The sequence below is a fragment of the Pseudomonas sp. XP2 genome, assembly GCF_053557975.1.
The window spans coordinates 122,001-135,313 of the sequence record NZ_JBNRIK010000010.1; the positions used below are offsets into that span (position 1 = coordinate 122,001).

Below are 13,313 nucleotides of genomic sequence, written 5' to 3' on the forward strand. Positions count from 1 at the left end.
ATAGCAGCCATACCGGATGACAGTCGCAATGAAGGGGGCGCATTGGTGCTCATCTGTTCTGTCCTAAAGCTCTGACTGGATTGGAAAACCTTCTAGCTACGGTAGAGTCAAGGGCGTCCGGGAAGACCCTGTGGCAAGTTCGTTGCATCTGCGCCTTGACTCTCCAGCCGCTACAGGCTTCAGCATCCATCGATTTGGAAGGAACAATGCATGGCTGAAAACCACAGAAATCACGAAAACGACGAGTTGGGCCGCCTAGATGCGAGCGATGCGAAGGACCGAAAGATTCTTCTGACTGTGTTGCTGATCAACCTGACGCAGTCCGCCGCCGGCATTGCCCTTGGCATCTGGGCTGGCTCTACGGCGCTGATGGGCGCCGGGTTGGACAACCTCGCCGATGCGTCGGTCTATGCGGTTAGCCTGTATGCCGTCGGTCGTGCGGCAACGGTCAAGGTGGGCGCGGCCCGCTTGTCGGGTTTCTTGCTAATCGGCCTGGCCGCGCTGCTGCTGTTGGAAGTCCTACGCCGCTTCGCTGGAGGGGAAGAGCCTGTCGGCCCAGCCATGATGGCCATGGCCGCGCTGAACGCGGCTTTGAACCTAGTGTGCCTCAGACTACTGCGCCGCCATCGCGGGGAAGATGTGAACTTCAAGGCGTCAGCGATCTTTACCAGCAACGACTCCATCGTCAATGGTGCGATTGTGCTGTCCGGGGTGCTGGTGATGGGGTTCGGGTCGAACATCCCGGATCTGGTGCTGGGCGTCATCGTGGCCGCAATCGCAGCGAATGGGGGGCGGGAAATCCTGCGCGAAGCATCGGAAACAGCTCGCCGTAAGGCGGGCACATAAGGCATGTTTTCGCCCAGTTCATCCCGAGGTTTACCTCTGCAAAAGAGGTAGTCCAGCCTTTGGGCTACGGCCTCGGCTGCAGCCGAGCGTACCATTGGCGATGGCCGCGCGATAGGCGGGCATGCCGTTCTCGACCTCCGTCTGCCGTACAGCAGCGGTGCGCAAGGTTGAGGGTGCATGTCGTCTCTCCTGTTCGTGTGGCCCAGGCCAATGGCCGGGCCGGGACGTTGATGGGCAGGAGAATGGCGCCGAAGGCCCAACGGCCTTCGGCTCGGGAGAAAAGAGGAACCACCCGTGGGCTGATTGGCAGGCCCGGTCGTCGCTAGAACCGTCTGCTCATCAAGCAATCACACCCGGCCCATGTCGTGGCTGGGGCCGGCATCGTCTGGCGCACATCCGCGCACAAAGGGAGCCCGTTTTTGCACCGGCGGGCACCGGCACCGATTACCGCTGACCACGAAGGGTCTCCCGGTGGCTCGTGCAGCCTGGCAAGCCACCGGGAGACCCTTCGCAGAGGGCGGAAGAAACGCAGATCAACAGAACGCGCGTGGTGCGGCTCGCAGAGAAGCTACCTTCAGGTCCCGCGGCCGGGGACGGCTGGGCGGGACGCGCACACGGATCAAGAAGGCGTTGCGCGCTGGGCGTCCCGCAGGGCATGCGGCGGAGTGCGGGACAGGGGCCACGCCGCCGAAGGCGGGCACGGCTCACGGGGAACGGGGGCGGTCAGGAGCCTTTGCGGCCGCTACGGCGCGGGCGCGAGGCGCCGCGCTTGGAGCTGCCGGATTCGACTGGCAGCGTGCCTTTGCAGTCCGGGTAGCGGCTGCACGACCAGAACGGGCCGCTCTTGCCGCTGCGCTGGCGCGTGGGTGCGCCGCACTGCGGGCATGCCGGCCCTTGGGGAACCTTGATGGACAGGGAGGCGCTGCCGTACTGCGCAATCAACTGCGAAATCCACGCGGCCTGCTTGCCGATGAACACGTCCAGGGTGAGCTGTCCGGCCTCGATCATGTCGAGCGCCTGTTCCCAGACGGCGGTGGTGCCAGGGTCGGCAATCGCCGCAGGCACGGCATCGATCAAAGTGAAAGCCGCATCCGAGGCGCGGATGGCGCGCCCCTTCTTCACGAGGTAGCCGCGAGCGATCAGGCCGCCGATGATGTTGGCCCGCGTCGCTTCGGTGCCGATGCCAACCGTATCCTTGAGCTTCTGCTTCAGGCGGGGATCGGACACCAGCTTGGCGACGCCTTTCATGGACTTGACCAACTCGCCTTGCGTGTACGGTTTGGGCGGCAGCGTCTTGAGTGCCTTGAGATCGACGTCGGCCACCTGGCATGCCAGGCCCTCATACAGTTTCGGCAGCGCGGGCAGCACCTGGGCGCGGACCGCAGTATCGCCCTCGCCATCACCGTCTTCGGCCTGCGGCTCGGCGAGCACCTGGCGCCAACCCGGGATGACAACCTGCTTGCCCGTGGCCGCCAGGTTCTGCCCCCCGCACGAAAACTTGGCCACAGTGCGGTCGAACTCGTGGTGAGGGAGGAACTGCGCCAGGTAATGCGACCGGATGAGCCTGTACACGGCCAGTTCCTTCTCGCTCATGGCGGAGAGCTTCGCCGGTTCGAGCGTCGGGATGATGCCGTGGTGCGCCGTGACCTTGCCATCGTTCCAGGCGCGCGAGCGCTGCGAGCGGTCGAGCTGGCCCATGATCGAGCGCAGCGAGGGATCGGTCTTGAGCAGGCTGTCGAGAACGGTGGGCACTTCGGCAAACATGCTCTCGGGCAGGTAGCCGGAGTCCGAGCGGGGGTACGTCGTGGCCTTGTGCGTCTCGTACAGGGCTTGGGCAATCTCCAAGGTTTCCTGCACGTCCAGCCCAAGCTGCTTGGAACACACTTCCTGCAAGGTGCCCAGGTCGAACGGCAGCGGCGGGCCTTCGCGGACACGCTCAGTCTCCACCGACACGACGTGGGCACTGCCCGCAGCGCGGATCTGCTGCATGGTCTGCTGTGCGACCGGCTGCCGCAGGCAGCGGCCTGCGTCGTCGGTGCACGCATCGGGTGGAACCCATTGCGCGGCGAAAGTCGAACCGCCTGCGAACAGGGACACGGCGATGGCCCAGTATGGTACGGACACGAAGCGCGCGATCTCGCGGTCGCGGTCCACAACGAGCTTGAGCGTCGGGGTCTGTACGCGGCCGACCGACAGCACGCCGTCGTAACCCGCCTGTCGCCCCAGCACCGTGAACAGCCGGCTCAGGTTCATGCCCACGAGCCAATCCGCACGGGAGCGCGCCAGCGCCGAGTGGTACATCGAAAGCGTCTCGGCCGAAGGCCGCAGCTTGCCCAGTGCCGCCCGAATGGACGCATCGTTGAGCGCCGACAGCCACAGGCGTTCGATGGGGCCGCGGTAGCCGCAAAGCTCCACGATCTCGCGGGCGATCAATTCGCCCTCGCGGTCGGCATCGGTGGCGATAACCAGGTGAGTCGCCTTCGCCAAGAGCGCCTTGACGACCTTGAATTGCGTGGCGGTCTTCGGTTTGACCTCGACCCGCCAGTGCTGGGGAATGATGGGCAACTGCTCAACGGACCATCGTTTGAGCTGCTCGTCGTAGGCCTCGGGCGGCGCCGCCTCCACGAGATGGCCGATGCACCAGGTGACCGTGACGCCGGAACCGTTGAGGCAGCCTTCACCGCGCTGCGTGGCGCCGAGAATCCGGCCAATGTCTTTGCCCTGGGAGGGCTTCTCGCACAAGAACAGCCGCATATCCGTCCATCCCGATTCCTGTTGTTCATGGAGTTGCTGGGATCGAGGATGCCGAGCGCAGCCCCTGGCAGCAGCAAACAAGCCGCATGCGGCAGCGACCGCTTTCACGCCGATGAAATGGCGAGTGCGGGGAAGGTGCGTGGCCGGAAGTGTGCGGGCCGAGAGCCGCGATTTCCGGGAGCGCGCGTGGAACTCGGTGGACGTTGGTGGAGCTATCCCCTGGGGATAATTCGCAGCGCATGGAGGGCGGCGAAGCACTGCGGCAGCCGCCCTCCATGCCCGATCACTTCCTGCGCTTGGTCTCTTTCGGCGCCGTCGATTCCTGGGTGGCCTGGGGCTTCGGCTCTGCCTCCTGTGGCTTCGGGCTGAGGGCCACAGACTCGATGCGGTACGGCAGGATGCCGACACTGCGCGCGTTGACCTGCCAAGTCTCACGCGGCTGATCTTCGTTGTCCGTCCAGGGGTCGCGCTCCATGCGGCCGACGACCAGCACCCGCATGCCCTTCTGGTAGAGCTGCTGCCAGCGGTCGGCGTCGTGGTGCCAGAGTTCCACCGGCGCCCAGAAGCCGCCGCGGTCCTCGAACTCGCCGCCCTTGGTGGGGACGGGGTTGTCGAAGTACACGTTCAGCCGGAGCAACCGGCGAGGATCGTCGTTGCCATTGGGGAATTCGCGGTACTCGGGAGGCGATCCGATGTTGCCCTCGCCGATGAATTGTGTGCTCATGTTGGAATCTCCGTGGTGGTTGAAATACCCGTGCCTCGTTGGGCTCGGGCGCGTGCTCGGATGGCAGGCGCAATCACCGATCGCGCACTGCGGCAGGAACGGACGCGAGCCGGCGCAGGTAGGTGTTGTCCGCCTGCGCGGCCTTGCTGGCGCATTCCTGTGCTTGCCTGCCCAGGGTGTGCAGCAGGCTGATCTGCATGTTCAGCATGACGCGCTGCAGTTCGATCTCGTGCAGGTCGTGCAGCAGGTTGACCGGCGTGCTGGGGCTCGCCATCAGCTCCTGCCACAACGCCACGCCCATGGCCGATCGATCGTGCTTGCGCCAGCGAAGAAAGGTCGTGCCTGCGCCAGTGGTCTGCTGGGCCAGCTCGACGGGAAGCAGGTGGAAGGGATGCCCGCACGCCTGTGGCAGCACCTGTCGCTGCGCCAGGGCAATCAACTCGTCGCGCATGGCGAAGCACTGGCTGGCCCAGGCCTCGAAGTCCCCTTTACCTTTAAAAGGCTTTAAAAGGCCTTTTAGAGAGGCCGCGTGTTCCAGCCGCATGAAGGCTGGCTGTTCCAGACCACGGAAGTAGCGAGGTTCGCGGTTCGGGTCGCTCATGCCTGTTCGTCCTCGCCGGTGCTGGCCTCGGCCGGATCGGCGGCAGTGCCTTCGTCGCTGGGAGGTGCGGCTGCGGCAGCGCTATCACTGCGCTGTTGCAGGCCGCGGCGCACGACGGGCGGCGCAAACTTCGAGCGGCGAGCGCCTTCGAGCACGTCCTGCGGCAAGTCGCCGAACTTCTCCAGCGCCGCCCGCGCTGCGGCGTTCTTGGCCGCGAAGTCGTCGCGGGTGCATCCCGAGTAGCGGTACTGCTGGGCCAGGCTGAACAGGCTGCGCAGCGTGTGAGCGCCTTCGTTGAGCCACCGCTCCAATGTCGAGCGATCGATCAGCGCGGTGTGATGGGCGAGGATCAGCTTGCGGGCGATGTCGTCATAGTCGGCCAGGAGATAGACCGCGGCAAAGCCGAGCTGCGCGTTCACGAACAAGGGGAGCTTCACCGGTTGCACGTTGAGGTTCTCGCCCAGGCTCAACGCCGCTGGCACGCCGGCCAATGCCTGGTCCACCTGCTCGCGCAGCGATTGCAACGTGGTCTTGGCCTGGTCGAGCTTTTCCTCGATGCGCAACATCCACCAGTCGCTGTACGGGTCATCCTGTTCCGAGCCGCGCTTCATCTTGTTCATCACGGCGATGTAGCCGTTCAGGCCGACGATGCCGGGTCGCCCCTCGGCGGCGGCGCGGCCATGCCAGATGCGCGATGCGTGGTGGGTGTGAAGCGTCAGCGACATCGCGCTGCGCAAAGAGCCGAGATTGAGTTGCAGAGGTTCGTTGGTTGCCATGGTGTCCGCTCGCTTGGGAAAAGGAGCGGTCAGGATCGGCATGCAGCGGAAGGCAGTCAGTCAACAAACCGAAATGAACTGGTCCCCGGTTGTCGTGGTGGTGGCGGCCCGCAATGCGAGCTATCCCCAGGGGATAGCTCCATCAAACGCCACAGAGCGCTGCTCGCGCAGATGGTGGGTGCGCTCAGGAACCGGACGCCACTGCAGCACCGTGGACAGAAGCACCCAGCCTGTGTCTTTCGGTGTTACGCCTTGCATCACATCTATCCCCAGGGGATAGCTCTACTGACGGCCACGGGCGTCTGCTTCACGCCCTTGTCGCTCGTCGCGCTCAGCTACTGCGCAGAAGGTCGCGCAGCCGGTCGATGTGCTGCCGGGCTACCTCGGGCGGAACTACATTGCGCGGTGGCTCAGGCGGTGCATCTCGTGCAGGGGCAGGTGGCGGTGCTGACCCAGCTTGCCTGGCCCATGCGTTGAACTCGCCACGGATGGCACGTTGGATGATGCCGAACAGGTAGCCTGCCGGGTTGCGGATGGTGCTGCCACGACAGCGATCCGCCCATTCGTCCAGCACGGCCTGGCGTAGCGGGGCATCGACCTGCTGCAATGCCACCATGGCGCCGGCCTGCTGTTCATCTTTCAAGCCGAGAAAGCGATCAGGCAGACGAACTCCCGGCATCGCGCGCGCCTGCCCACGCTCACGCGCGGTAGTACGTACTTCATTAATACGACTACTACGTACAGTACGGTCCTGTTTCGGATTCCGAAGAGCGCCGTCTGCTGCGTGTTTTGGCCCTGCTTCGGAATCCGAAGAGGGCCGATCAGAATTCCGAAGAAGGCTCGGCGCCCCTTCTTCGGAATCGTGAACCGTGTCCTCCTGTGGATAACTCTCCTGCGACCCAATGCCTTGGCTTGCGAGGCGTTCGGCAAGGACCTGCAGCCGCGAGGGCAGCATGCGGCCAGACAGCAGCGGGTCTTCGGCGATCTCATTGAGCGTGTGCAAGCCCACGACCTGAACGGCCCTGGCCGAATGGCCCAGGGCTTGGCTGACGAGCTGCAGGTAGTCCGGGTCGAGCTGCATCGCCTCGAACGGGGTCAGGGGCTCATCGTGCAGGACGTAGAGGTTGCCGAGGATGCGCCCGGTCTTGGGGTCGCGCCTGCGGCGCACGAGACTCAACCAGCGCGTCAGGCGCAACAGCGTCAGCGCCCGTGCCACGGTCTCGTGGGAGGCCTGTCCGGCGCAGGGCATTGACGCGAGCCACGGGCGAAGTTGCTCATACGTCGGAAACGCCGTGACGCCATCCTCGTTGAGCATCATCCGGAAGACTTGCCAGGCATTGCGTTCCAGCGGCGTCAGGCGTCGGTCGAGGAACAGCCGTCGCGGCACGCTCTCGTGCCGATTTCCACTGAACAGGAAACCGTCGCCGGTTGCAGACACAGGAGACGTCGCGGATGCGAAGGCGGGAGCCGGTGCTAGTGGGCGAGGTTTCGGTGCAAGGTCTTTCAGCGCGCTGTCGAACAGATCAGCGAGGGCGACCGGACCTTGGCGTGGTGCTCGTGGTGCAGCGTCGTCCACGGCCATGATTCAACCCAGTCCCTGATCGATCCAGTTCTTGATCGCAGCCCAGACCACCGACAGCGGCAGCTCCATGCCTTCGGCGAGGTCCATTGCCGCATCAAGAACCGAGGTCTCATCCTCCAGCTCGACGTTCCTGCTGCTGGTCACGACCTTCCAGCGCCGCCACAGCTCGGTGTCCTGCTCCTCGTCCAGAACCGGATGGCGCCCCTTGCGTTTGGGCAGGCCGAGAACTTCGCGCCGAAGTGCGACTTCCTGATGTGTCAGCCCGTAGAAGCGGCTCACCATTTCGGTACTGGCACCCAGGCGCAGCATGCGATCGACGGTGGCGATCTCCTTCTCCACGTCCTGCGCCTGTTTGAGCAATCGCCGGAGCACTTCCCGGTTCACCGAGACAGAGCACCAGGAGACGTTGGCATTGGCCAGCACGCTGATCAGCGCCGGATGCTTGAGCGCATCCAGCTCTTCCTCGCCGAACCCCATCGCCTTGCAGCGACGCAGTTGCCCGTTTCGTAGGTCGTAGAGTGCCTGCGCGATGACGGCCTGGTTGAGTGGGTTCGGTGCGGACATGCAGGCCTCCCTCGCTCAGATCCCAGAACCGACAGCGCCGGCTTCCAGATCCAGCAGGCGCCGGGCCAGCCGCAGCAGACGAAACAGCTTGACCAGCGCGGTGTCGCTCAATCGCCGGGCCCCGCCGTCACGACGTTGACCCTGGCCGTGCAACAGCGCTGGCAGGTCTGTGATGAGTTGCCCGCTGTCCAAGCCGACGCCGGCTGGCTGCTGACCGGCCAGGGAAACCAGTAGTGCGAGCACGGCGCGTGCGAGCGGCGACGAAGCCTGGGCTGGGGCACGACACGTGAACCCGATGCCATCAGAACGATCCTCGACACACGCGTCCAGGTCGGCCTCGCCCGCGATCTCGCGCGCGAACTGCGCGATGTGGATGCGCAGGCGGTCGGGTGTGTCGAGGCCAGGGTCGATATACCAGATGTCCGAGATGGGATAGAGGCCACCGGCCTGCACGGGAATCGACTGCAAGACGTTGGCCGAGAAGTCGGGCGGCAGCGCATCGCCCAACTGGTCGGCGACCATGCGCTGGATGGACTGGAGCCGCTCCGTCGTGGGTGCCGGAGAGATGATGTGCTCGTCAAGCAGACCGCCATTCGCTGCCGCAGGGCTGGCTGCGGATGCCTCGCTCGGGGCCCCATCGTCCCGGGGCCTTGTCGGCGCGTCGGCAGAGTGGCCCGCAGAAGGTGCAGTTGTAGTGGGGGGCGGTGCCGGTTCGATCGGCGGCCGTGCGATGGCCCCAGGCTCGGGCAATGCCGGCGGCGCCGATGGCGGGGTTGGGTCGCTGACCAGGGCGCGGTGGCGGCTCTCGGATTCGGTCAGGTCCAAGGCGAGCACGTCGTAGTCGATGCCCAGCAGCTCGGACATCTGACCGATCAACTCGTCCTGCACACGCGGCGGCGAGAACTCGTCGGGCTGGACATCAAATTGCGACAGCGCCTCCAGAAAGAAGCTGTCGAAGTCCAGCGGCAGGGAGCGGCCTTTGGCATAGTGCTCCCACGTGCGTTCGCTGGCTTTGCGCATGACCGACAGCCGCTCGACCTGGTGGCGGCCGAGGCCCCCGTATAGGACGGTCGGGATCGCGGGCAGCAGGTAGCGCACCGCGTCAGCCATGCGGCTGATGTGCGACTGCTGGACTGGGAAGCCGTCGGCGGCCAGGCGGCGGGCCAGCTCGGACTGGCTCAGGGTGGTGCCGCTTTCAGCCTCATAGAACTCGCGGGCTTTCTCGACGCCCAGGGCGCGCTCGATGAACGTGAGGCCGCCGCGTAGTTCGTTCTCGGCGAGGTGCCCGGTCAGGGCGACGATCTCTCCGCGCGCAGGCCACGGCCGGAACAGGCACGATATGCGGAAGAAGCGTTCGTCCTTGGTCTCCGCCCAGAGTTCACGCAGGATCGCCAGCCTGGTGTTGCCGCCGTTGCGGATGATGTAGTGCGCCTCGCCAGGACGGCGTGTGATCGCTGGCGCCGCGTCCAGGCCGCGCTCTCGGATGGAGGCCTTGATTTCATCGTAGGCCGAGTTGCGCTTTTTGCGGGGGTCGTGGTCGTAGGGCCGCAACTGGTCCAGCGTCACGACCATCGGCGTGTCGGCGATCGGGTCGCTCAAGGCCGTGGCCGATGGCCCACTGCGCTCGAACCCGGCGGCAAGCAGCTTGCCGGCCATGTCCTGGGAGGTCATCTCAGCCATGACCACATCCCTCGGCGTTGACGGCCCGGGCCATGCGGGCCTCGCGCTCGGCGCGGCGGATCTGTGCACGGGCGTTGAGATCCGCCCGGTAGTCGCTCGCTGTTGAGCTGGTGTAGATGGCGGCGCAGCCGGCCTTGGTGAACTTGAGGTGTCCGCCCCGTGTGCGCTTGACGTGCCAGCCTTCGCTCACCGCAAACTCAATCAGGGCGCGCAGCCGTTTGTGGCCGCGGGCCAGTTCATGTGCGTTCGCCATGTGACCTCCCGGTTTCAATGGAACGAGGAGGACGGCCGGACACGAGGGCAAATCTGTCTTGCCACTGTGGGAACAGTTCGCCGGCGAGCGCGCGCATGGTGTCGAGCGCGGCGGGCGCAACTCTGCCCGGCGGCTGGCGATGCTCGACGCGATGCACCGGCAGGCCGCGGGTTGCGGCGCGCGGATAGGCCTCGATGGCCGGCACGTCGGTGCCCAGCACGCATATGCCGGCATGGTCCTGGAACAGGTCGCGCAGCGCCTGCTGGATCATCCGTGCATTCGCGGACACGGGGTGGACGCGATTGATGAGCAGGTGCAGGGATGGCGGTTCGATGCCGAGGTGCCGGTATGGCGCGATGTCCTCCAGCAACTGCATGGTGCCGCGTCGCAGTTCGCGGGCAGCGAGAATTTCCGGGGTCACGGGCGACAGCGCCAGGTCAGAGGCGAGCACCGCCATCTCCAACAGCACCGAGCGTGCACCCTGGGTGTCGATCAGCACCAGGTCATAAAGCGGCGCCAGCGCCGGCAGCAGGTGCCGCAGTCTCAGGCGTCCGTCTGGCGCGTGCAGTAGCAACGTGTTCAGTTCACCCCGGTGATCGTTCGAGAGCACCAGGTCCAGGCCCGCGATGATGGTGCGGGACACCAACTGATCGAGGGCGCGTTCGTTGAACGCCAGCAACTCATAGATACCGCCGGCAGCGCGGTGTGCCAGCTCGTAATAGGACGACAAGGTCGGCTGCACGTCGAGATCGAGCAGCAGCACACGCAGCCCCGCGTCCGCGGCGAGGCCGCCGAGGTTGGCGGCCGTAGTCGTCTTGCCTACGCCGCCTTTCGTTGAAATTATGGATACGACCTGCATGGCGCTCTCCGTTTGGCGATGGGAAAATCGAGGGGGAGCGGGTCAGGTCCGGTTGTTGAGGCGTTCGGCGATCCACTGGTCGATCTCGACCGAATCCCAGCCCACGGCGCGCACGCCCAGGCGCAACGCCTGCGGAAACTGGCGCTTCTTCATCAGGTTGTAGATGTGGGCGCGTTTGAAGCCGGACTTCGCTTCAACTTCATCGAGCCGCAGGATGCGGCGCTCGTGCGGTGGCAGTACAGGTATTTGCGACATGGCGGTCACTCCTGAACGCTCAGTAGCGTTTGTTGGCGTGACCTCTATTCAATAGACATGGCTGCGGAAAAACATTGCAAATGCAATCTCCGCGACTGCACATACAAGATGGAAGAATTCACGCGGCTGCGCTACGGACATTCTTCCTGGCATTGGCGAACTTGCCGTTCAAGGTTCGCTCCGTGATGCCCATGGTGCCGCCATAGTGGGCGAGCAATGCGGTGACGATGGCCTCCTGCGTCTTGAAGCTGGAGTACGGCACGCCGGATGGGGATTGGCTCAGCATCAGCGTCAGCATGCCGCCGATGATGTTCAGGTATGTAGTTTCCGCCCGATCACTGATCACGCACTGCTTGGGAGCCAGCAGTACGGCGGACTGCTTTAGCAAGACTTCGTGTTGCTGTTGCAGTTCGCGCATCTCGCGTCGGCTATGGTCCAGCGCGGCCTGCAGAGCCAGCCGTTCCAGCAGGATTGCCTGTCCTGTCTCGATGGTGATGAAGGGATGCACCATGCGCTCGCCGCGACTGAACAGAAATCCCGGCCGATGCTCGGGATAGTGGGTGCGCATCCACCGCTTCAGATCGACATGGCGGACGGTCAGATCGAGTGAACTCACCAGATCTGGGTCATTAAGTGTGATCCCGTTCTTGCCGAAGGGTAGTTCGGCGTTGAGGATACCGTCGTAGATGCGTTCCGAGTACAGCCGACACTCGTTCCATCGCGGGCAGTCCAACATCTGCGGCAGACAACGCGGTGATGCGATCGATGCGACGATCACCGCTTCGTACCGCAACAACCCAGCCCACCGTATGGCAGCTTCGATGGGACGATAGAACACCTTTGATAGTGGTGGCTCCTTGTGCATGTTTTCGTCTCCTTTCGGAAGCGCTACATCACCGGCTCCTTCTTGCCCCACCAAGGGGCTGTTTTTTCGTTATGCCTGTGGCTGATGCCTGGGGCGATGCCCTGGAACATGGACGGAAGAGATCATGGCACCCGTCACAGGTGGTTCTCTCTTGCTCGATATGCAAGAATTGACCAGTTGCCGGTCCGTCGAGTAATAAGGAAGAAGCACGCTCGACAATTGCGCTCACGGTGCCAGCGTCATGGGGTGCGTCAAGCACATCAAGACCGATTCGATATGGTCTGATATCCCCACGGTTTCACAAGGCGCAGGGGATTGCATCCGCTGCTCCACGTCCAGAGGGACCTGGAGAAATCCGCGCATGTCATGCTTGTTTCGGCATCCTGATATATCGACATAGCATCTTGCGGCGAAGCATTTTGCTTGGTTCAATCCAACGCACTTTGCGTTCACGCGCCTGCGGTGTGGGCCAAACATGGTCACATCGCATCAGGATGCAGTGCAGTTCTATCGCCCGCTAGGCATCCTGCCTTCCCTTGAACTAGTCCGTGGTGCGAGAAGGCATCCGCCGCTCTTGATAGAAGCATCTTGCTGCCGCGATGACTTTGATGGGCGTGATGCGCGGAACATAGTCCAAGAACTCGACGGCGGTATGCCGCGAAGCCATGAATGACTTGCCCGCTGATTCTTATCCATTAATTCAATAATTGTTGTACTATCGAATCATGAACGAAGATCAAGCCGTTTCCGCCCTGAGCGCCTTGGCGCACACCCAGCGCCTGCGTGTGTTCCGCGCCCTGGTCGTCGCCGGCCCGGAAGGACTCACGCCCAGCGTGCTGGCCGACCAGCTCGACGTGGCCCGCAACACCTTGTCCTTCCATCTGAAGGAACTGGCCCACGCCGGCCTCGTCAGCATCGAGCAGCAAGGCCGCAACCTGATCTATCGCGCCGAATACGACCACATGAACGGCCTGATCGGCTACCTGACCGAGCATTGCTGCCAAGGCGGAGTGTGCGAGGTTTCCGAATCCACCCGCTGCGACTGCTGACGCCATGACCGACACGATCTACAACGCATTGTTCATTTGCACGGGTAATTCCGCCCGCTCCATCCTTGCCGAAGGCATGCTCAACGAGCTGGGCAAGGGCCGCTTCCACGCTTATTCGGCGGGCAGTCACCCCAAGGGCGAGGTTCATCCGCTGGCACTTGCCACGCTGGAGCGGCTGCACCTGCCGACGACCGGCTACCGCAGCAAGAGCTGGGACGAGTTCGTGGCACCGGGTGCGCCGGTGTTCGACTTCATCTTTACAGTTTGCGACAACGCTGCTGGGGAGGCTTGCCCGCTGTGGCCGGGCAAGCCGGTGTCGGCGCATTGGGGCGTCCCTGATCCGGCAGCCGTCGAGGGCACTGAGGAGCAACAGCGCAAAGCGTTCCTCGACGCCGCGATCACGCTGCGCCGACGCATTGAACTGTTCCTGTCGCTGCCGCTCCAGCGCCTGGACGCCATGTCGTTGCAGCGCGAGCTGCGCGACATCGGCCGCCAGTAAGGGCGG

Annotated in this window: 14 protein-coding genes; 3 read left to right on the forward strand and 11 right to left on the reverse strand. The window is 64.1% G+C overall.

Annotation, left to right across the window (positions count from 1 at the left end; translation table 11 throughout):
* Positions 1-210: 210 nt before the first annotated feature.
* Entirely contained in the window at positions 211-846 is a 636-nt protein-coding gene (locus tag ACK1VC_RS13535) for a cation transporter (RefSeq protein WP_003098972.1), read from the forward strand.
* Between the two features lie 723 nt (positions 847-1,569).
* On the opposite strand, the gene ACK1VC_RS13540 is transcribed toward ACK1VC_RS13535, so the two are convergent.
* The 11 genes from ACK1VC_RS13540 to ACK1VC_RS13590 form a co-directional block, all read right to left on the reverse strand.
* Positions 1,570-3,600 carry a DNA topoisomerase III gene (locus ACK1VC_RS13540; RefSeq protein WP_003116834.1) on the reverse strand — a complete coding sequence of 677 codons (2,031 nt, stop codon included), beginning with the start codon at positions 3,598-3,600 and terminating at the stop codon, positions 1,570-1,572.
* A gap of 283 nt (positions 3,601-3,883) precedes the next feature.
* The gene (locus ACK1VC_RS13545) at positions 3,884-4,324 is read right to left on the reverse strand and encodes a single-stranded DNA-binding protein (RefSeq protein ID WP_003098976.1); all 441 of its coding nucleotides are present in this window, start codon (positions 4,322-4,324) and stop codon (positions 3,884-3,886) included.
* A 73-nt stretch (positions 4,325-4,397) separates the two neighbouring features.
* The gene (locus ACK1VC_RS13550) at positions 4,398-4,925 is read right to left on the reverse strand and encodes a DUF3158 family protein (protein WP_049323458.1); all 528 of its coding nucleotides are present in this window, start codon (positions 4,923-4,925) and stop codon (positions 4,398-4,400) included.
* Positions 4,922-5,701, reverse strand: a complete 780-nt coding sequence (locus ACK1VC_RS13555; RefSeq protein ID WP_011871436.1) for a PFL_4669 family integrating conjugative element protein — start codon at positions 5,699-5,701, stop codon at positions 4,922-4,924. Before ACK1VC_RS13555 ends, ACK1VC_RS13550 begins: the two co-directional genes overlap by 4 nt.
* A 331-nt stretch (positions 5,702-6,032) precedes the next feature.
* Positions 6,033-7,283 (reverse strand): STY4528 family pathogenicity island replication protein, encoded by a 1,251-nt coding sequence (locus ACK1VC_RS13560; protein WP_011871435.1) that lies wholly within the window; start codon positions 7,281-7,283, stop codon positions 6,033-6,035.
* A gap of 3 nt (positions 7,284-7,286) precedes the next feature.
* Entirely contained in the window at positions 7,287-7,847 is a 561-nt protein-coding gene (locus tag ACK1VC_RS13565) for a DUF2857 domain-containing protein (RefSeq protein WP_009876573.1), read from the reverse strand.
* A gap of 15 nt (positions 7,848-7,862) precedes the next feature.
* Positions 7,863-9,527 carry a ParB family protein gene (locus tag ACK1VC_RS13570; RefSeq protein WP_009876572.1) on the reverse strand — a complete coding sequence of 555 codons (1,665 nt, stop codon included), beginning with the start codon at positions 9,525-9,527 and terminating at the stop codon, positions 7,863-7,865.
* A complete protein-coding gene (locus ACK1VC_RS13575) occupies positions 9,520-9,780 on the reverse strand; it encodes a hypothetical protein (RefSeq protein WP_009876571.1) in 261 nt (86 codons plus the stop codon). The genes ACK1VC_RS13570 and ACK1VC_RS13575 overlap by 8 nt, the downstream gene beginning before the upstream one ends.
* A complete protein-coding gene (locus ACK1VC_RS13580) occupies positions 9,764-10,639 on the reverse strand; it encodes a ParA family protein (RefSeq protein WP_011871433.1) in 876 nt (291 codons plus the stop codon). The genes ACK1VC_RS13575 and ACK1VC_RS13580 overlap by 17 nt, the downstream gene beginning before the upstream one ends.
* A 42-nt stretch (positions 10,640-10,681) precedes the next feature.
* The gene (locus ACK1VC_RS13585) at positions 10,682-10,894 is read right to left on the reverse strand and encodes an AlpA family transcriptional regulator (RefSeq protein WP_009876569.1); all 213 of its coding nucleotides are present in this window, start codon (positions 10,892-10,894) and stop codon (positions 10,682-10,684) included.
* Between the two features lie 118 nt (positions 10,895-11,012).
* Positions 11,013-11,759, reverse strand: coding sequence for a hypothetical protein (locus tag ACK1VC_RS13590; RefSeq protein ID WP_011871432.1), 747 nt, complete (start codon positions 11,757-11,759; stop codon positions 11,013-11,015).
* Between the two features lie 725 nt (positions 11,760-12,484).
* Between ACK1VC_RS13590 and ACK1VC_RS13595 the strand changes: the two genes are divergently transcribed.
* Both ACK1VC_RS13595 and ACK1VC_RS13600 read left to right on the forward strand, forming a co-directional pair.
* Positions 12,485-12,808, forward strand: coding sequence for an ArsR/SmtB family transcription factor (locus ACK1VC_RS13595; protein ID WP_009876567.1), 324 nt, complete (start codon positions 12,485-12,487; stop codon positions 12,806-12,808).
* A gap of 4 nt (positions 12,809-12,812) precedes the next feature.
* On the forward strand, positions 12,813-13,307 hold the full coding sequence (locus tag ACK1VC_RS13600; RefSeq protein WP_009876566.1) for an arsenate reductase ArsC: 495 nt from the start codon (positions 12,813-12,815) through the stop codon (positions 13,305-13,307).
* The last annotated feature ends 6 nt before the right edge of the window (positions 13,308-13,313 follow it).